The organism is Bacillus sp. FSL K6-2861, assembly GCF_038630725.1.
Classification (GTDB): domain Bacteria; phylum Bacillota; class Bacilli; order Bacillales; family Bacillaceae; genus Bacillus; species Bacillus velezensis.
In genome coordinates, this window is sequence record NZ_CP152037.1 from 3,472,928 (window position 1) to 3,492,826 (window position 19,899).

Genomic DNA, 19,899 nt, shown 5'->3' on the forward strand with positions numbered 1-19,899 from the left:
GACATCGGCGCCCCTTCGTTTACCATTCAGACGGATTGATCCGCTTGTTTCTCTGTATTTCTTTGACTCCCTTGTCTGACTGAAAAAACAGCAAAAACGATCGTAAGGGTCAGTCCGACCGCCGCAAAAATATAATCCGCATTCATCAACAGCAGAAGCCCTGTGTAGACAGCGGCCGACAGCGGTTCACCCATTTTGACAATGGAAAAAATCAGTGCAAAGACCCTTCCGAAATATGCGGCCGGAACCGTCTTTTGGAAATACAGCACCGTTTGCACATCAATATACGAGATGATGATGCCAAGCACCAGGAAGATGATGCACTCAAACCCATGAAGGGGAAAAAACAGGAGCATAATGAGCAGTCCCGCTGCCGTTAACGTCCGCGGGTACAGCCGGTTCAAGCGTTTTGTATTCCATTTGAAAAATACGGCCAGATTGCCCAAAAGCATCCCCGCCTGAAACATAGAATACATGACGGCAAACCATACAGAATAGTTCTGCTGAAAACGCTCCACAGCAAGAATCGGCCCCATTACTGAAATAAGGCCGGCAATGACGAGATTTACGACGAAAAAGTATCCGACCGATGTCAGCCATGCCGCATTTCCTTTCAGCATTCTGTAACCGGCTTTTACATCTTCAGTTCCGTTGCTTTTTTCATTGGGCTGTTCTGAAATACGAATAAACGCGATAAATGCCGCGGAGATCAAAAAAGCAGTTCCGTTTATGGCAAACAGCATCCCGAACGGAATAGCCGCAATCATGATCCCGCTGATCAATTTTCCGACGATGAGTCCGATCAAGTCACTCGTATTGATCAGAGATGTCGCCTGATCAAGATGCTGTTTGCGGACGAGCAGCGGAATGATCGCGACTTTCGCCGGCGCAAACAGCATCGATTGCAGAGATAGACAAAAGGCGCACACCCCGGCTATCCATACGGTTAATAAATCGTTCGCGCTGAGCACCGCCAAGAGGATCATAATAACGGCCCGACCCGTATTGCACAAATACAAGATCGACTTTTTTCGGAATAAATCAATCAGCGGCCCCGCCAGCACGCCAAATGTCAACGGCACGAGTTCGATAAAAGAAATAACGCCGACTAGAATTTTGCTGCCGGTCAATTCCAGCACTAACAGCGGCAAAGCAATGAGCCAGACCCCATCCGCTGCTGAAGAAAACACCTGTGCACACCAAAGCTTTGCATAGTTCGGTGTTCGATATGTCATATCAGGCCCTTTTTTGATCCTCGTCATCAGAAACACCGCCGAACCATTCCAGCGTTCTCCATGATTCCCGTCTTTCCGTATAATCCTCTTCCATCACCTCAAATACAATGCCGGTATCTTGATTCCGATAAAGCTCCTGCAAAGTATCTGCAGCCCGTCTCAGCAGCTCCTCAGCGATCGTCCCTTCACTCGGATGGCGGCCCTCAAAACAGCGGACGCCGCCATGCGGGAACGCAAGCTGGCGAAATGAGCTGAAGTGATAATGCTTAATGCTCTCTTTTATCGAAAGAAACTGAAAGAAATCGGGATATTTCAGCTGATCATTTCTGAACATAAGGGCAGATGACAAGTGAGTCTGATAGGTAATCGCCCAATGGCACAGATCCCACGTAATACCGACATGCTTCAGATCCATCTGCACCAGCTCTGTAAAATCCTCAGGATAAATGAAAATCGGATCAAAATCCTCTCCCAGATTCCCGATGATCGGAAGGTTTTCCACACCGATCCAGATGTCCGTCCCTTTCAGCCGCTCATCAAACTCCGCGAAAAACTCAACGATTTTTTTACGGTTTCCTTCCAGGTCATAGACTTGAAATTCCTCAACCGTCATAAATTGATTCGCATGAACGGTTATGCCTTTGGCGCCGTATTTCACAGCGAGCTCCGCAAAGTGATAAAGCTGTTTTTTGATGTGATCTTCATTCACATAATCGGCATGATCTGTCGGGAAATGCAGCGTCAATAATGAAGGATCAAGCTGTTTCGCATATTCCAGCGTCTGATTAAATGTTTTGATATAATCCGCTTCCTCAAAGGAATGGCCGTCAAAAATATTCGCTTCCAGACCGTATCCCGCTTCCACCCATTTCTCATCGATTTGCTTCGGATCAAGTCCGAAAAACGGAATTTGAGCAATCATAGGACAGTCACCATGTTCCTCTCACAAGCATAAACGCTTCCGCAGCGGTAAAACCCGATTTTGCTCCCCACACACGGGCATTATGTTCGATCGCCTGCAAAGAGCGGGGATGAGGGAAGTCTCTGAGCTCGGAGCCGTAACACGCCATCGATTTCAATTTCGTTTCAAGCTCGTCTTCAATATTAACGAAGAAATTGGCATGAAACTGATCCTTCTGACAGTAATTCCATTCCGTCGAAGACAATGTTTCATAGGCAAAAACCCGTTTTACCGTATGACCGGGAAGCGGACGGGTTGCCGTCATGACCGCTCTGAATACGACGGAGTGGTCAATATTAATGTCACCGCCGTACTGGGTATACACAATGTCAGGCTGAAAACGATTGATTTGTTTCTCCGCTTCCTTCACGACATCCAGCAAATCCATTGAATCCATTCTGTTATCAGGAAGGTTCAGCCTGACAAAATCATGGATGCCCAAAGTGCTGAGCGCCTGCTCCGTTTCTTGATTAGAATGCTCCATAACGGAATCTTCAGGCTTTTTGTAATCCGTTTTTCTTGATGATTTGCCTTCCGCCATAATGACTGCCGACACGCTGTCACCTTGGCGGACATGTTTGGCGAGCGTGCCGCCGACGCCGATAATTTCATCGTCGGGATGCGCTGCAAATACCATTACTTTCATCATATTGCCCTCCTTTAACTAACATTTCAGCTGTATCCGCTCCGCAGTTCATCAGCATATCGAGCATGGAGAGGTGAGGGATATGCTCCCCGAATAATTGAGGATAGCCAAAATGCCGGATCTGCTGATACTCAATGACAATTCCGTTTCTTTCAAAATCGCTTTCTATTAAATAGTCGGAACCCTGACTGCCTGAATAATAACGGTCCGCCCCCAGCTCCTGACAAAGCGCTAAAACAAAATCGCTTTTTTTCTCCTTCCGGCATTCAAGCTCAGAGACATAACAGAGCGGCGTTTCAATTCGGAGCTCTTTTCGGAAAAATTCAATGATGTGCATATTCAAATCATGGAGATATTCCCACTCCCGCTGATAGACATCTTGAAAAAAATGCTGGTATCGCTCAAAATAGGGAGCTTTCGCATAGTTCATTTTAATCGCCATCCAATGTTTTTTCCGCCAATCCTGTGTCTGGTCGATTTTCATATGCCGAAGCTCTATGTCTTTATATTGTTTCATCTGCAAAGGCACTGTCAGCCATCTGGGGCCTTGCGGCGTTTTGATTCTGTTGCGGTTGAGAAATCCTTTTTTCTCAAATTGAGCTGTGTCATGAATGGCAAACAGATCCGACTTATACATTTTTTCAAAAAAACCGTACCACGGCAGATAACTGGATTGATGGCCGCTTATTGTTTTCATTCCGGTTTCGTAAAAAGTCGGCATTGTTTTTCTTCAGCTCCCCAATATCGTTTCGGTCTTGCGATTTCTTTACTGTGTGAATAGCCAAAATCAGCCCATTGAAGCTTGCGGCAAATGGCGAATTGCAGGGCGTCACGCATCAATAAGTAAGAGGCCTGCGCTTTTTTTCCCGCCAGGCTGTTTACATTCTGCCAATAATAGAAATGAGAGCGGTCATAGAGAAAAATACTGCTGCTGATCAGCGTCTCATCCTGATATGCTCCGATCCAAAACATCCGGTCCGCAAACGTGTCAAGCAGCTTTTGGAAAAAGCCCTGGCTCAGCACATAAGCCGCGCCGATTGCCGCCGTATGCTCTTTGTAGAGGTCATAAAACGCGCCAAGTTCTTTTCGCCCGATCAGCCGGGTGACAATATTCTCTTTTTCAGCGTATCTGACTGCCGTCCGGGCTTTTCCGGAAATGCCCGTCCAAAGCTCGTCAAACGTGTCCGGAAGCGATAGAATCCGCGTTGCCTTTTCCGTCCATCCTTCCCTGATTTCTTCTGTAAAAGAAGTCTGACCGTACGGCAGCAGCATCCGGGATATGTTCCGGCCGAATATGGCCTGGATTTCACTTTGAAGCCATTCAAATGAGATGGGGCGATCTGAAATAACGCCGCCGTATCCGATCATATTGCCGGATAATACGCCCTTCTGTTCAAAAAGCGGAAGATAGATGACTTGTCCTCCGTCCGTTGTCAGTCTGACAGGGTGAAATGACGTGCCGGGAAGCTCTTCCATGAGGATTCCCCAATCATAGCTTTGAAACAACCCCGCCTGATACATGTCAGCGGCCCGATCCCATGCCTGGCGGGTCGTGCATACTGCTGTTTTTTGCATAGTTATCACCACTATTCAGTCTTATTCTTTTGCTCATAATATGATAAAACGGATTCGGCTATATATCTGACTTGCTCCTTTTGAAGAGGAGGTTTAAAAGGCAGAGAAAGAACTCTCTTCCAAAGCGGGTCTTCCCCGCCTTCCCCCGCGTATGTTTCATAAATCGGAATACGTTCGAGGGGAAGGTAGTTCCAGCATGTTTGGATGCCTCTTTCGGCTAAATAAACGGAACACCCGTACCGCTCTTCATCCCGGGGAAATACAATTGTTAAATAATTCAGATGTTCTCCTTCTTGGGGCTGGATCATTCTTATGCCGTTTGTTTCTCCCGCCTTTGCAAAGATTTCTCCCGCCGTCTCTAAGTTTCGAAGCGAAGCTGTTACAAGCTGATTCATACGTGAAAGCTGATCATCAATAATGGCTTCCCTTGCCGGATGCATGCGAAGCACGGGTACAACAGCCGGTTTATCCGGCAGAGCTTCGAGCTTTGTGGCTTTCATGGAAGGCATGGCGCCCGCTTTTCTAAACATATATGAAATAGGATGATGCCGTTTCCGTTTCATTACAGCTTGGATTCTTTGATTTCTGATATAGATTCGATAGTCAGCTGCCACTTGGCTGCGCTGTTCCATCGGGAGATTTGCTTTTTGCCGAAGCCATTCTTTCGGCGCGATTAACGCGCCGCCTCCGATACTCGCAAGCGGCTTTGAGGGGCCGAAGCTTAAAATGCCGAAATCGCCCAAACCGCCGGCAAATGTATCCGCTTGTTTTGTAAACATGGCTTGAGCGGCATCATCAATGACAGCAATTCCGTGTTCCTTCGCCCAGTCAATGATAGCGGTATTTTCTCTCCGGCCGTATACATGCGTGAGGATAACCGCACACGTACGCCTCGTCACTTTTTTTTTGACATCCTCAAAAGATAAGAATAGATGCTCATCCAGCTGCGCAAACACAGGCGTCGCACCGGATTGCAGCACGGCATCAATGACATTCGGGCAGCTGAAGGATGAGAAAATCACTTCTTTCCCCGGCCCGGCCCCCGAATAAGTTAATGCGAGCACCAGTGCCGCACTGCCGCTGGAGGTCAGCACAACCCCTTTTCCGTAACGTTTTTCCAATTTTTCAGTCAGTCCGCTTTGTCCGGCAGTAAGCAAGTGTTTCACTGCGCGCAGACGGCCGCTGACGGAAAACTGTCCGGGATAAACGGGATATTTGACCACTTCCGGGTTTTTAGGAAAGTGAAAGTTTGTGCTTTTGTCTTTCATCTTTTATGATCTCCAGGCCTTCATTCAGACTTACTTTCGGAGCGTAACCGAGCAAACGTTTCGCCTTCTCGATTGACGGCGCCCGCTTAAAAATTTCGATGTCTTTTCCCCTCACGCCGTCTTCGCCCAGCTTTTTAAACAGATAGTTATCCTTCTCTCTGCCTGAGAGCACATTGACTTTTTCAGCCAGTTCTTTTATCGTGATCGGCTGGTCGTTCCCGATATTGAAGTCCTCAAAGACGGCTCCTTCATGAATGAGAGCGAGATAAGTTCCGGTGACGATATCACTGATGTAGCTGAAGCAGCGTATTTGTCCGCCGTCCCCGTAAAGAGGCAGCTCAGAGCCATTCTCGGCCAGGCTGAAAAACTTGTTGATGACAAAATCCTCGCGCTGTTTCGGCCCGTATACATTAAAGTACCGGACGACCCGAATATGAAGTTCGTCGGAAGCCTGTTCTCTCAAATATTCCTCTGATTGCAGTTTGGCTTTTCCGTAAGCTGATTTCGGAAGCTTTCTGCTTGTCTCGGTATAAGGAAAATCCGGTGAATCTCCGAACACTTCTGAACTCGATGAGAAAAGAAGTGTGCTGATTCCCAATTCACCGCATACCTCAGTGACATTTTTTGTTCCTTCAAAATTGACCCGTATGACGTCTTCTTCATTGCTTCGGCAGCTGTCCACTCCGACCATTGCCGCCAAATGGACAACCGCATCCGCTCCCCGCAGTGATTCGCGGAGGGACGTCCGGTCAAGGATATCCGTTTGGCGGTATTCAGTGTCAAAAGCCGGCTTCTTCTGGTCTGCAATGATGGTGTGATAACCTTTAGCCTGTAATAATGCCGCCAGTTCGCTTCCGATAAAACCGGCTCCTCCGATAATCGCAATATGTTTCATGATCCTACCTCCTGGCTGATAGTCAAAACTTCTTTTATAGACTTGACAATATAGCTGCAATCCTCATCTGATAACTGGCTGTAAAGAGGCAGTGACACGATCTCCCGGAAAACACGTTCAGTTACCGGAAGCTCCGCAGGAAAATGTTTTTTATAGTAAGGATGCAAATGCACGGGAATAAAGTGCACGCTCAGCCCGATTTGTTTTTCTTTCATTTTCTCAATAAACAGATCTCTGTCCATACCGCCGTTTTCTCGAATCCGCAAAATAAATAAATGCCATGAGTGCGTTATGCCGCTTGGAATGTCAGAAAGCGGAAGCGCCGCTTTATCAGATTGACCTGACAGTTCACGTACATAAAATTGAGCAATCTGTTCCCGTTTTTCTTGAATTTCGTTTGCGCGTTTCAATTGAACCAGACCGAGCGCGGCCTGAATATCCGTCATATTATATTTGAACCCCGGCAGTAAAACGTCGTATCTCCAGCTGCCTTTTTCACCGTACCGGTTCCAGGCATTTTTTGTGATGCCGTGCCAGCCGTACAGCCTCGCTCTTTCTGCGGCCTGTTCGTCTTTCATGACGAGGGCTCCGCCTTCCCCTGTTGTAATATTTTTGGTGGCATAAAAGCTGAAGCACACGGCATCGCCGTGAGTGCCGATCATGCTTCCGTTATATTTTGTACCGAGCGCATGAGCGGCGTCTTCAATCAGATACAATCCGTTTTCTTTACAAATGGATTGCAAGTTTTCCAGATCAGCCGGATAGCCGGCAAAATGAACCGCAATTACCGCTTTTGTGCGCGGCGTTATTTTCTTCCTGACATCTTCAGGATCGGCACATAGACTTTTCTCGCATATATCCGCAAACACCGGAACGGCTCCGGCGTGCAGGATGACATTGACGCTGGAACAGAACGTGAAGCTCGGCACGATGACTTCATCGCCTTCTCCCACACCGAGCGCCAATAAAGCCATATGTAATGCAGCGGTGCCTGAATTACAGCTGATGACGTGTTCGGCTCCTATACATTCTCCCAGCTTTTTTTCAAAATCGATTACCTTCGGGCCTTTCGAAATCCAGCCCGATTGAATCGTTTCGGTTACGCTTGCGATTTCTTCGTTTGTCATATCAGGTCTGTGAAAAGAGATAAATCGATTACTAATGACCGTTCCCTCCTATAAAGTGACAACTCTGCAATTGTCGGCTGATTTTTCCTTGCATACATTTCTTGTGTCAAAGATAATCGGTGAGGCATCCTTCAAAATACTGTAGTCGATGACATCGTGATCTGTATGAATGATGATGACGTTGTACTGATTGATTTGTTCTTTTGTGAAAGGGACAGATTGTTTGCAGCTTCCGTCATTCAAGCGGATCTCGCTGATAAACGGATCATGATAATCAATCGCGCATCCCTTGTCCATCAATTCTTCCATTATCGTAAACACTGAGGATTCACGCGGGTCATTTGTATTTTTTTTATAAGCGGCCCCTATTATTAAGATGCTGCATTTGTCTTTGCCCGCCAGTTTCAAAGCATAGTCAGAGACAGAAATCGGCATGTTGGAATTGATTTCGTCCGCGAGATCAATTAATTTTGTCTGCAGCCCTTTTTCATTCGCGATCCATTTGAAGTAAAAAGGATCAATCGGGATACAATGGCCTCCGACTCCGGGGCCCGGGATAAATTTTTGAAAGCCGAACGGCTTCGTGTCCGCCGCGCAGATGACTTCCCATATATCAATATCAAGTTCACGGCAATTAAGCGCCATTTCATTGATAAGAGCTATATTGACATAACGATAAGTATTCTCTAGGAGTTTAGCTGTTTCAGCTACTTCGGGTGAGGTGACCGGGTGAATGCTTGTAACAATGGTGCTGTAAAACGCTGAGGCAAGTTCTGTGCAAGTCTGTGTGGTTCCGCCGACTACTTTAGGAATATCTGAAACTTCATATTGCCTGTTGCCCGGATCGATTCTTTCCGGAGAATAAGCCGTAAAAAAGTCTGTTCCTATTTTCATGCCGCGGCTTGCTGCCATTCTGTCGGCAATCTTTTTTTTCGTTGTTCCGGGATAGGTGGTGCTTTCTAAAATTAAAAGCTGATGCTGCCTTCCATAAGCAATCATGCTGTCAACTGCACTGTCGATGTAGGTTAAATCGGGGATCTTGTCTTTTTTGTTCAGGGGTGTCGGCACACATATCACAATGATGTCGCATTTTTGGATGAGCGACATGTCGGCGCTGATTTGAAAGCGTTTTGTTTGTAAAGCCGAGTTCAGTCTGTCGTCCTCTATATCTTGAATATGGCTGCTTCCGGCGGCTAACAAGGAAACCTTTTCACTGTTTTTGTCGAATCCGATAACATTGTATCCTTTATCGACACATTCCAGCGCAAGAGGGAATCCCACATATCCCATGCCTAACACGCCTACAATCGCCTGCTTCGTTTCAATCAGATGTAACAGCCGTTTTTGACCAAGGTTGCTGGCTTCTTTTGTGACAGTATTCATTTTTCGCCCCCTAATAGATAGAAAAGAGTATTGTTTTTTACAATTTAAAACAAATATCGATCGATATCGCAATTATAACAAAAGTTAAAATTTGATAAATGAGTTTTACATCCTTTTATAAATTAGGTATTATCTATTTATTTTTCTTTTATTTGTAAAATAAAATCCTGTCAAATGGTATATATCTGGTAACGAGTGAGAAAATCTCCCTCAATTGAGAGAATATACAGAAAACAATATAAAAAAACAGGCCGAAGCCTGTCTTTTATTCTTTCACTGCCTCAGTTACAGCCGCGGAAACGAGTGCTCCCGCTTTCTCTAATCGTTCTTTGCTGATGTGTTTCATATTATCATTCTCGGTGTGATACCAAGGCCCCGGCTCCTGTGTATCGGGGCTGAGCCAAATCCAGTTAGCCGACGGAATCCCTGCTTCATAAAAAGAGACATGGTCTGAGTAACCGAGCTGAATCAGGTTTGGCTTGACCAAGCGGGATTTTTCAGCGGCTTTTTCAGCATACCGGACGCTCGGGTTTTCCTTGCCGTCAGGAGTCGTGACACACATTTGACTCGCTTCTTCCCAGTCAGTCGCAATCATATCGGCATTAAAATTGGCCTGGCTGTGCTTTCTTTCATTGTTCGTGAGTGTACTGACGTAATAAGATGAACCCGCAGACCATAATTCTTCTGCACCGAACAGGATAAAGCGGATCTCTTTGTCTTTCGGTATGTGTTTGAGTTGCTTGCTGATTTCCAGAACGGCAGATGTGCCTGAGGCGTTGTCATCCGCTCCGGGTGCGCCTTTTACGCTGTCATAATGCGCTGTGACATAAATAATATCAGCATCAGAAGAGTTGGCCTGTGCTGCTTTGCGCGTTCCTATAATATTTTGTGAGGTGCGGTTTTTATAGTTTTTAAATTGAATGACTGCCTGCTTTTCCTTCAGCAATGCTTCACCGTCTTCTTTTTTCATACCCGCCGCCGGTATTGTGATTCCTTTATCGGTATGCGGACGGACGGCGAGCGGTTTTGTTGTCTGATTATAAATAATGACTGCTTTGGCTCCCGCTTGTTCGGCATGTTTGATCTTTTGAGAAACGGGGATCTTTCCTTCGCGTATCACTGCAATCTTTCCTTTGGCTCCTGTTACGTCATCGCGTGATCCGCAGCCGCCGTCAAAAATCCCTCCCTCAATTCTCAGCTCTTTTTCAACAGCGGATTGATCAGCGGAGCGGAGCGGAAATTCATGATCTCCCGCTGTGACTGAACCTGAAAAGTACTTTTTCAATGGAAATGACTGTACTTTGACACTGGCGCCCTGAGCCCGCAGGCGATTCGATATGTATTCAGCCGCTTCCTTTTCTTTCGCAGTTCCGGTTTCCCGCGGTCCGATGGTTTCACTCAGATCATGCATCGTGTCCAATGCCTCATCAGCATCAAAAACCGGCGCGGTCACGGCTGAATAAGCATGAGTTTCGGACAGCGGCCCGGCAGACGCGCCCCATATGACGCTTGCTGCCACCGCGGCTGACATAAATGAAAATTTCATCATAATCCCTCCTCTTATTAACACCTCTTCCCTTTCGATTGAAGAACACTGATTCCTTTAAAAAGGGGAAAAATGAATATTATTGACCAAATGAAGATGATGAAAAAGGAGGGAAAAGCCCGGGAGCATAAAAAAACGCCGGGAGAATATCTCCCGGCGTCCATTCCATTACTTATTCAAGTTATAGAAAGAGTTGATACCGTGGTATTGAGCAGTTTCAGCCAACTGATCTTCGATGCGAAGAAGCTGGTTGTATTTCGCAACACGGTCCGTACGGGACGGAGCACCTGTTTTGATTTGTCCTGCGTTTGTTGCCACAGCGATGTCAGCGATTGTGCTGTCTTCAGTTTCACCTGAACGGTGAGAGATAACGGCAGTGTAGCCCGCGCGTTTCGCCATTTCGATCGCATCGAATGTTTCAGTCAATGTACCGATTTGGTTTACTTTGATCAGGATAGAGTTGCCTACGCCGTTTTTGATACCTTCAGCAAGCTTTTTCGTGTTTGTAACGAAAAGGTCGTCACCGACAAGCTGAACTTTTTTGCCAAGACGCTCTGTAAGAAGTTTGTGGCCTTCCCAGTCGTTCTCGTCAAGTCCGTCTTCGATAGAGATGATTGGGTATTTAGAAACCATTTCTTCGTACCAGTCAACCATTTCAGCAGATGTTTTCACAACGCCTTCGCCAGACAGATGGTATTTGCCGTCTTCTTTGTTGTAGAACTCAGAAGATGCAGCATCCATCGCAAGTTTCACTTCTTCGCCAGGTTTGAAGCCGGCTTTTTCGATCGCTTCAACGATTGTTTGAAGCGCTTCTTCGTTAGAACCAAGGTTCGGAGCGAATCCGCCTTCGTCACCTACAGCTGTGTTCATTCCTTTAGCAGAAAGAACTGATTTCAGGCTGTGGAAGATTTGAGCGCCCATGCGAAGCGCTTCACGGAAGTTAGGCGCGCCTACAGGCATGATCATGAATTCTTGAATGTCTACGTTGTTGTCAGCATGCTCTCCGCCGTTTACGATGTTCATCATCGGTACAGGAAGCGTTTTTGAGTTGAATCCTCCAAGGTATTGGTAAAGAGGAATCTGTAAGAAATCAGCAGCTGCGCGCGCACAAGCCATAGATACGCCAAGGATTGCGTTCGCACCGAGTTTGCCTTTGTTTTCAGTTCCGTCAAGCTCGATTAAAAGCTGATCGATAGCGTTTTGTTCAGTTACGTCAAAGCCGAGAAGCTCTGGAGAAATGATTTCGTTTACGTTGTTAACAGCAGTTAACACGCCTTTTCCAAGGTAACGGTCTTTGTCGCCGTCACGAAGCTCAACCGCTTCGTATTCACCTGTAGAAGCTCCGCTTGGCACTAATGCGCGGCCGAAAGCTCCTGTTTCTGTATATACTTCAACTTCAACTGTTGGGTTGCCGCGGGAGTCAAGGACTTCGCGTGCATAAACATCAACAATGTATGGCATGAGTTTGTCTCTCCTTTTGATTTACGCTTATTTTTGAATTAAAGATGTTCCGGTCATTTCTTTCGGTTTTTCAACACCGAGAAGGTCTAATAACGTTGGTGCGAGGTCGCCTAGGATTCCGCCTTCGCGCAGCGTCACGCCTTCTTTCGTCACAATGACAGGGACTGGGTTTGTCGTATGGGCAGTGTGCGGTTCGCCTGTTTCTGTAATCAGAATGTCCGCATTACCGTGATCAGCGGTAATGATGGCATGTCCGCCTTTAGCGATGATGGCGTCAACCACTTCGCCTAAGCATTCGTCCACTGCTTCAATTGCTTTAATCGTCGGTTCGACCATTCCGGAGTGGCCGACCATGTCAGGGTTTGCAAAGTTCAGGATGATCGCGTCGTGCTTGTCAGCCGCGATTTCTTTTACAAGAGCATCCTTCACTTCATACGCGCTCATTTCAGGCTTCAGGTCATATGTCGCGACCTTCGGCGAGTTAATGAGGATGCGCTCTTCGCCCGGGAATTCTTCTTCGCGGCCGCCGCTCATAAAGAACGTAACGTGCGGATACTTTTCAGTTTCTGCAATGCGAAGCTGTTTTAACCCGTGCTGTGCTAATACTTCACCGACTGTATTGTCAAGGTTTACCGGTTTAAAAGCCACATATCCGTCAACAGATTCACTGAAGTGAGTCAGGCAGACGAAATACAGGTTTTTCGGATGATTTTCACCGCGGTCGAAATCGCGGAAATCTTTGTTGGTAAACGTGTTTGAAATCTGGATGGCGCGGTCTGGTCTGAAATTATAGAAAATCACAGAATCGCCGTCATGAATTTTCGCAACGGGTTCACCGTTTTCTTTTGTGATGACGGACGGAATGACGAATTCATCATGAATGCCGTTCGCATAAGAATCGTCGACTACATCCATCGCGCTGCGGTAAGACGGGCCTTCGCCGTAAGCCATTGCGCGGTACGCTTTTTCCACACGGTCCCAGCGTTTGTCGCGGTCCATGGAGTAGTAGCGTCCGGAAATGCTGGCGATTTCGCCGACACCGATTTCTTCGATCTGCTCATTCAGCTGCTGAATGTAAGTTTTCGCTGTTTGCGGACCTACATCGCGGCCGTCGAGGAAACCGTGAATATACACCTTCGTCAGTCCTTCACTTTTCGCAAGCTTCAGCAGCGCGAATAAATGATTGATATGACTGTGTACGCCTCCGTCAGAAAGAAGGCCGAACAGGTGAAGCGCTTTGTCGTTGTCTTTCGCGTTTTTGATGGCGTCAAGGAACGTTTGATTGCGTTCGAATTCGCCTTCGCGGATGGCAACGTTCACGCGTGTTAAGCTTTGGTACACAATACGTCCTGCGCCGATATTCAAATGACCGACTTCAGAGTTCCCCATCTGTCCTTCAGGCAGTCCGACTGCTTCGCCTGATGCCGTCAGCGTCTGATGAGGGTATTGGTTCCAATAACGGTCGAAATTCGGTTTTTTCGCTTGTGCGACTGCGTTTCCGACTGTTTCATTGCGTAATCCGAACCCATCAAGAATGATGAGTGCAGCTGGTTTTTTACTCATATTGACCTTCCTCCAATAATTGAACGAATGACTGCGGTTCAAGGCTTGCGCCGCCGACCAAAGCACCGTCAATATCGGACTCTGCCATATATTCTTTAATATTTGCAGGTTTTACGCTGCCGCCGTATTGAATGCGGAGCTTGTCAGCAGTTTCCTGGCTGAAGCTTTCAGCAACGACTTTACGGATATGCGCGCAGACGTCGTTAGCATCTTTCGCTGTAGAAGATTTGCCTGTTCCGATTGCCCAGATTGGCTCATACGCAATAACAGAAGCGGCAACTTGCTCTTCAGAAAGACCCGCAAGACCTTTTTTCACTTGATCGGCAACAAGATCATTTGTTTTTCCGGCTTCGCGCTCTTCAAGCGTTTCACCTACGCAAATGATCGGCACAATGCCGTGTTTGAAAGCGGCATGCGCTTTTTTGTTAACTGTTTCATCAGTTTCAGCGAACATTTCACGGCGCTCAGAGTGGCCGATGACGCAGTAATCCACGCCAAGGTCTTTCAGAGCGACCGGGCTGATTTCACCTGTGAACGCACCGTTTTCTTCAAAATGCATGTTTTGGGCGCCGACTTTCAGGTCAGTTCCTTTAACAGCAGAAGTCAGCTTTTCTAAGAAAAGAGCTGGTGCGCAAACAACGGCTTCCGCTTTGTCTGCTGCTGGAATGGAAGATTTCACTTCTTCAACGAAGCTGACAGCCTCGCCGAGTGTTTTGTTCATTTTCCAGTTACCGGCTATAATTGGTTTTCTCATCTGTTCCACTTCCTTATAGCAGTTTTTATTTATCGTTCAGCGCAGCTACACCTGGAAGCTCTTTGCCTTCCATGAATTCAAGGGATGCGCCGCCGCCTGTTGAGATATGGCTCATTTTGTCAGCAAGGCCGAATTTTTCAACGGCTGCCGCAGAGTCTCCTCCGCCGATGACAGAGTATGTATCGTTTGCCTCTGCCAATGCTTCAGCCACTGCTTTTGTGCCTTGAGCGAACAAGTCGATTTCGAATACGCCCATCGGTCCGTTCCATACGACAAGTTTGCTGTTTTTGATAACTTCAGCGTACGTTTCGCGGGTTTTCGTTCCGATGTCGATCGCTTCTAAATCACTTGGGATCTCAGAGATCGGCACGATTTGGACGTTTGCATCGTTAGAGAAATCATCAGCAACGAGAACGTCTTCCGGCATATAGAATTTAACGCCTTTTTCTTTCGCGCGGTCCATGAATGATTTTGCAAGTTCGATTTTATCTTCTTCAAGAAGAGATTTACCGACTTCATAACCAAGCGCTTTTACGAATGTGTAAGCAAGACCTCCGCCGATGATCAAGTTGTCCACTTTATCAAGCAGACTTTCGATTACGCCGATTTTGTCTTTTACTTTCGCGCCGCCGATGATTGCCGTAAACGGGCGCTCAGGATTTGTCACGGCTTTGCCGAGAACGTCAAGCTCTTTTTCCATCAGGAATCCTGCAACCGCCGGCAGATGCTCGGCAATTCCGGCTGTAGATGCGTGAGCACGGTGGGCAGCACCGAATGCGTCATTGACATATACATCCGCAAGCTCAGCAAATGCTTTAGCAAGCTCAGGATCGTTTTTCTCTTCACCAGGGTAGAAACGTACGTTTTCCAATACAAGAACGTCTCCGTCCTTCATATCAGAAATTTGTGCTTTTACAGCATCGCCGTAAGCTTCATCCGCTTTTTTCACTTCTTTGCCGAGCAGTTCGCCTAAGCGTGCAGCGACAGGAGTTAAACGAAGCTCCTCAACCACTTCGCCTTTCGGGCGGCCTAAGTGGCTCGCAAGAAGGACTTTCGCGCCTTGGTCTGCAAGGTGTTTGATTGTTGGAAGCGCAGCGCGGATACGAGTATCGTCTGTTACTTCCCCGTCTTTCATTGGAACGTTAAAGTCAACGCGGCAGAATACGACTTTGCCTTTTACGTCGATGTCTTTTACTGTTTTTTTATTCATGCCTTAGGAGATCCTCCTTCAAAATGGTTTGCATAGCACGAAAAACGTGAAACGTGAAACCGCCTCATGATGCTTCCGCCGCGGGGCAGATTGCAGCTTCCGGGCACGGGGCAGATCGTCTTCTGAGCCAGGGCAGGCGGCTCAGAAGACGAAAGTGCCGCGGAAACTTCAAAACGCGGACGTTCTGCAGCAATCCGGCGCTTTCTGAAAGCCGGTTCTCATGGAAAAAGGGAAAGGGAGTCCGTCCCCTTCCCTTGTCCGCTTTCATTATAGCGTTTCTGTCCGAAAGAACCAAGTCCGGCCCTTTCCGGGAGCTATGAATTAAAGACCTTGTTTTGCGATGTAAGCTGCAAGGTCAACAACGCGGTTAGAGTAGCCGCTTTCGTTATCGTACCAAGAGATTACTTTTACCATGCTGCCTTCCATAACCATTGTAGAAAGAGCATCGATTGTAGAAGAGTTAGCATTGCCGTTGTAGTCTCCGGATACTAATGGCTCTTCGCTGTAGCCAAGGATTCCTTTAAGATCGCCTTCAGCCGCTTCTTTAAGAGCTGCGTTTACGTCTTCAGCCGTTACGTCTTTGTTAAGTTCAGCAACTAGGTCAACAAGAGAAACGTTTGGAGTCGGCACACGCATAGCTCCGCCGTTCAGTTTGCCTTTCAGTTCAGGAAGAACAAGGGAAACTGCTTTAGCAGCACCAGTTGATGTAGGAATGATGTTTTCAGCTGCTGCACGCGCACGACGGTAGTCTTTGTGCGGAAGATCAAGAATTTGCTGATCATTTGTGTAAGAGTGAACAGTTGTCATCATACCGCGTTTGATGCCGAATTTGTCGTTAAGTACTTTTGCAAACGGCGCAAGGCAGTTTGTTGTGCAAGATGCGTTAGAGATAACATCGTGGTTAGCTGCATCGTATTTATCTTCGTTAACACCCATAACGATTGTGATATCTTCTTCGTTAGCAGGAGCAGAGATGATAACTTTTTTCGCGCCTGCTTCTAAGTGTTTCGCAGCGTCTGCGCGTTTTGTGAAGAAACCAGTAGATTCAACTACGATTTCAACGCCTTGTTTGCCCCAGCTGAGTTTCGCAGGATCGCGCTCAGCAGAAACTTCGATTGTTTTGCCGTTAACAACAAGGTTGCTGCCGTCAACTTTAACTTCTGCATCTAATTTTCCGTGTACGGAATCATATTGTAAAAGATGAGCAAGCATGTTAGCGTCTGTTAAATCGTTAACCGCTACTACCTCAACTTCAGGATTGTTTAATGCTGCGCGGAATACGTTACGTCCAATACGACCAAAACCGTTAATACCGACTTTTACTGCCATGATTATTTCCTCCTTTAAATAAGTGAGAGATATTTATATTGAGGGACTGTTATCCCTTAATAACTTCTTTGCGGCTCCTTCGTCCGTGACGAGAACCGTGTTTCGCTGCTTTTTAAAATAAGCTTCGATTGCTTCTGCTTTTGATGATCCGCCCGCTACCGCGATAATGTCGGGAATGGCATCGAGGTCATCAAGCTGCATTCCGACTGAATGCACCTTGTGAACGACTTCTCCGTCCGCATTAAAGTAGTAGCCGAATGCCTCTGTCACCGCATGATTGTCATCTATTTTCTTCAAATCTTCCAAAGGCGTGTTTCTTCGCTCCGCCATTGTTCTAGCTTCGCCGATTCCGTGAACGAGCATACTCGCTGATTTAATCGTGTGAAGCACCTCTTTTACGGAAGGTTCTTCAATAATAGATGAGTAGGCGCCTTGTGACAGCTGTCCGGGAACGAACAAAAGCCGATAAGTGCCTGAAGCCTTTTCCGCCATATGCGCGCATATGGTGTTCGCCTGGTTTTTCACATCTTCGCCTAAACCGCCTCTTGCGGGCACAAACAGGAGCTCGCGGTTTTTTGAATCCGGCGTCATCATATCGGCGACGGCTTCAATTGTCGTACCGCCGGTTACAGCGACGATATTTTTGCCTGAAAATCTCTTTTTCATACATGCAACGGCCGCTCTCCCTAATTCTTTTTTGACCCAAGGAGATTGGTCGCTGTCACCGGAAACGATAATGGCGTCTTTCAGATTAAGCCGCTCTTTTAATGTCTTTTCCAAAAGCGTCAACCCTAAAACATCCTTCATCGTATCTTCCAGAATCGAAAGCAGTGAATAGCCCTCTTCCGTCATTGTCATGCCGTTTGTTTTAATATCGATGAGATTCTGTTCTTTCAAAAACTGAACCTCGCTTCTGAGAACGCGCTCGGTCAATCCGAGACTGGCTGCAAGACTTCTGCGGCCGATCGGTTCGGTAAGCCTGATATACTGCAAGATTTCAAATCTTTTCTGCATCACAAGCAAAAGATCAGGCAATAATTTTTTTTGAGCTTGTATTAACTGGTTCATGACTCAAACGTTCCTTCCTATTCATACTGGACAGAAAATGTCCCGCTATGACAAAAAACGTCCCATCATAGCCAAAAAAAATTATGTCTGCTTTCTTTAATTATTTTAACAGGATGACATTGTTAATTCAACTGTTAAAGGTCAATTCCTCGACATTCTTCGCAGGATTTTCCAGTATCTCCTTGATACAGTCATTATATACAGAAACGGAATGAAGGTGACAGACAAAAGCCCGCCGGAGCGGACTTTTGTCGTAAAACGCTTTCATTTTATCCAGAGTTTTTCTATTTCTTCTAATGATTTATTTTTCGTCTCAGGGCAGATCGTCACGACAAACAAGAAACAGAGAATATTAATGACGGCGAATATCCAGAAGGTGTACGCGAGCCCTAACCCGCTGATCATCATCGGCACGAACTGGCCGATCGCCCAGTTGGCCCCCCATAAGAATATCGTCGCAATACCGGCGGCGCGTGCGCGGAGGTGGTTCGGAAAGATCTCCGAAATCATGATCCACGTAATCGGCCCGACTGATACGCAGAAAGCGGCGACGAATCCCAATATGATGACGACTAAAGCCGGACCGCTCGCCAGCTGAAAATAAAAGGATGCCCCGATTAAGATCATGAACAGCGCCATAAAAGCAGATCCGACCCCCATCAGCTTTTTCCGGCCCACCTTATCGACTAAAAGAACCGCGATAATGGTGAAAATCACTTCAACGACACCGACGATGCATGTCGTGATAAACCCCGCATTCTGTCCGAAGCCCATCATTTTGAAAATTTCCGGCCCGTAATACGTAATTGCGTTCATGCCGATAACCTGATTGAATAAAGCCAGCAGAATCCCGATCACAAGCGCTTTTCTCAGCCCCGGCTTAAACAGCTGAGACAATGAACCCATTTTTTCTAATTGTAAAGACGTTTCGATTTGTTTGATTTCTTCTTTCGCGGTCTGCTCGCCGTTAATGCGCGTCAGCACGGCGAGGGCTTCATTCCGGCGCCCCGCTTTCGCAAGCCAGCGCGGACTTTCCGGCACGATAAGCAGCACGATAAAAAAGATGACGGACGGAATCATGCCGTAAGCGAGCATCCACCGCCAGCCGGTGTGCACTCCCCATTCATACGAGCCGGACTGCTGGACGGCAAGGTTAATAAAATAAGTGCCGGATATCCCTAATATCGTAAACAGCTGATACAGTGAAGACAGACTGCCGCGTATGGCCGGCGGAGCGGCTTCGGTAATATACGTGACAGAAAGCGAGGAGCCCATGCCGATTCCCAGACCGCCGATGACTCTGGCGATCACTAAGGAAGACACACTTTGAGAAAGCGCAGAGACAACCGCTGACACCGCAAACAACAGCGCCGCTGCCATCAAAATCTTTCTCCGTCCGAAACGGTCACTCAAAAATCCGGAAATCCCGACGCCGAAAACACCGCCGATCATAATGCTCGAAATCACGAGCCCTTCCATAAAAGGACTTAAGCGGTACAAATCTTTCAGGAAACCGATGGCGCCGGAAATCACCGCCGTGTCATAACCGTACAAAAGCCCTCCCAGTCCGGCTGCGCATGAGATGAGAATGACAAACCACTTGGAATGCTGCCGAGTGACAGGTACATTTGAGCCAATTGGTGCCGGGTGATTCTTCATGAATTTTACCCTCCCGCGAATAATAGAATAAAAACGCTTACAAATCTGAGTGCGGCGCTTGATGTTGCTTTGTTTTCTTCAGAACCGCCACATTTGTACGTACTTATAAAGAATTTTATCTAAAAATAAGGAAAATTAGTACGTACAAATAAAGAATAAGCAGTTTTTCATAATCTGTCAATTATTTTTACAGCTTGATGAAAGGGCTTACTATGTTAT

17 protein-coding genes are annotated in these 19,899 nt (G+C 46.9%); all 17 read right to left on the bottom strand.

Annotated features, from left to right (window positions below; translation table 11 throughout):
• Positions 1-26 precede the first annotated feature (26 nt).
• A complete protein-coding gene (locus NYE62_RS17340) occupies positions 27-1,262 on the bottom strand; it encodes an MFS transporter (RefSeq protein WP_015418240.1) in 1,236 nt (411 codons plus the stop codon).
• The gene (locus NYE62_RS17345) at positions 1,237-2,157 is read right to left on the bottom strand and encodes a TIM barrel protein (RefSeq protein ID WP_020956359.1); all 921 of its coding nucleotides are present in this window, start codon (positions 2,155-2,157) and stop codon (positions 1,237-1,239) included. The genes NYE62_RS17340 and NYE62_RS17345 overlap by 26 nt, the downstream gene beginning before the upstream one ends.
• Positions 2,158-2,164: 7 nt before the next feature.
• Complete coding sequence (locus NYE62_RS17350; protein ID WP_023357140.1) at positions 2,165-2,842, bottom strand: PIG-L family deacetylase; 678 nt, start codon at positions 2,840-2,842, stop codon at positions 2,165-2,167.
• Positions 2,805-3,563 carry a WbqC family protein gene (locus NYE62_RS17355; RefSeq protein ID WP_007409964.1) on the bottom strand — a complete coding sequence of 253 codons (759 nt, stop codon included), beginning with the start codon at positions 3,561-3,563 and terminating at the stop codon, positions 2,805-2,807. The genes NYE62_RS17350 and NYE62_RS17355 overlap by 38 nt, the downstream gene beginning before the upstream one ends.
• A complete protein-coding gene (locus NYE62_RS17360) occupies positions 3,536-4,417 on the bottom strand; it encodes a GNAT family N-acetyltransferase (RefSeq protein WP_023357141.1) in 882 nt (293 codons plus the stop codon). The genes NYE62_RS17355 and NYE62_RS17360 overlap by 28 nt, the downstream gene beginning before the upstream one ends.
• An 11-nt stretch (positions 4,418-4,428) precedes the next feature.
• Positions 4,429-5,685: an aminotransferase class V-fold PLP-dependent enzyme gene (locus tag NYE62_RS17365; RefSeq protein WP_039253797.1), complete on the bottom strand. Its 1,257-nt coding sequence runs from the start codon at positions 5,683-5,685 to the stop codon at positions 4,429-4,431.
• Positions 5,651-6,580, bottom strand: a complete 930-nt coding sequence (locus tag NYE62_RS17370) for an NAD(P)-dependent oxidoreductase (RefSeq protein WP_032867004.1) — start codon at positions 6,578-6,580, stop codon at positions 5,651-5,653. Before NYE62_RS17370 ends, NYE62_RS17365 begins: the two co-directional genes overlap by 35 nt.
• A complete protein-coding gene (locus tag NYE62_RS17375) occupies positions 6,577-7,707 on the bottom strand; it encodes a DegT/DnrJ/EryC1/StrS family aminotransferase (RefSeq protein ID WP_032876966.1) in 1,131 nt (376 codons plus the stop codon). Before NYE62_RS17375 ends, NYE62_RS17370 begins: the two co-directional genes overlap by 4 nt.
• 48 nt (positions 7,708-7,755) lie before the next feature.
• Positions 7,756-9,090: a nucleotide sugar dehydrogenase gene (locus tag NYE62_RS17380; protein ID WP_064116018.1), complete on the bottom strand. Its 1,335-nt coding sequence runs from the start codon at positions 9,088-9,090 to the stop codon at positions 7,756-7,758.
• 265 nt (positions 9,091-9,355) lie between these two features.
• Complete coding sequence (locus NYE62_RS17385; protein ID WP_144463893.1) at positions 9,356-10,636, bottom strand: M20/M25/M40 family metallo-hydrolase; 1,281 nt, start codon at positions 10,634-10,636, stop codon at positions 9,356-9,358.
• A 168-nt stretch (positions 10,637-10,804) separates the two neighbouring features.
• Positions 10,805-12,097 (bottom strand): phosphopyruvate hydratase, encoded by a 1,293-nt coding sequence (eno, locus tag NYE62_RS17390; protein WP_007409956.1) that lies wholly within the window; start codon positions 12,095-12,097, stop codon positions 10,805-10,807.
• Positions 12,098-12,124: 27 nt separating this feature from the next.
• Entirely contained in the window at positions 12,125-13,660 is a 1,536-nt protein-coding gene (gene gpmI / locus NYE62_RS17395) for a 2,3-bisphosphoglycerate-independent phosphoglycerate mutase (protein ID WP_003151620.1), read from the bottom strand.
• The gene (gene tpiA, locus NYE62_RS17400; RefSeq protein ID WP_003151618.1) at positions 13,653-14,414 is read right to left on the bottom strand and encodes a triose-phosphate isomerase; all 762 of its coding nucleotides are present in this window, start codon (positions 14,412-14,414) and stop codon (positions 13,653-13,655) included. Before tpiA ends, gpmI begins: the two co-directional genes overlap by 8 nt.
• A gap of 25 nt (positions 14,415-14,439) precedes the next feature.
• Entirely contained in the window at positions 14,440-15,624 is a 1,185-nt protein-coding gene (locus NYE62_RS17405) for a phosphoglycerate kinase (RefSeq protein WP_003151616.1), read from the bottom strand.
• A gap of 321 nt (positions 15,625-15,945) precedes the next feature.
• A complete protein-coding gene (gap, locus tag NYE62_RS17410) occupies positions 15,946-16,953 on the bottom strand; it encodes a type I glyceraldehyde-3-phosphate dehydrogenase (protein WP_007409954.1) in 1,008 nt (335 codons plus the stop codon).
• A gap of 33 nt (positions 16,954-16,986) precedes the next feature.
• Complete coding sequence (gene cggR / locus NYE62_RS17415; protein ID WP_003151607.1) at positions 16,987-18,021, bottom strand: gapA transcriptional regulator CggR; 1,035 nt, start codon at positions 18,019-18,021, stop codon at positions 16,987-16,989.
• Positions 18,022-18,285: 264 nt separating this feature from the next.
• Entirely contained in the window at positions 18,286-19,680 is a 1,395-nt protein-coding gene (locus NYE62_RS17420; RefSeq protein ID WP_003151605.1) for a sugar porter family MFS transporter, read from the bottom strand.
• Between the last annotated feature and the right edge of the window lie 219 nt (positions 19,681-19,899).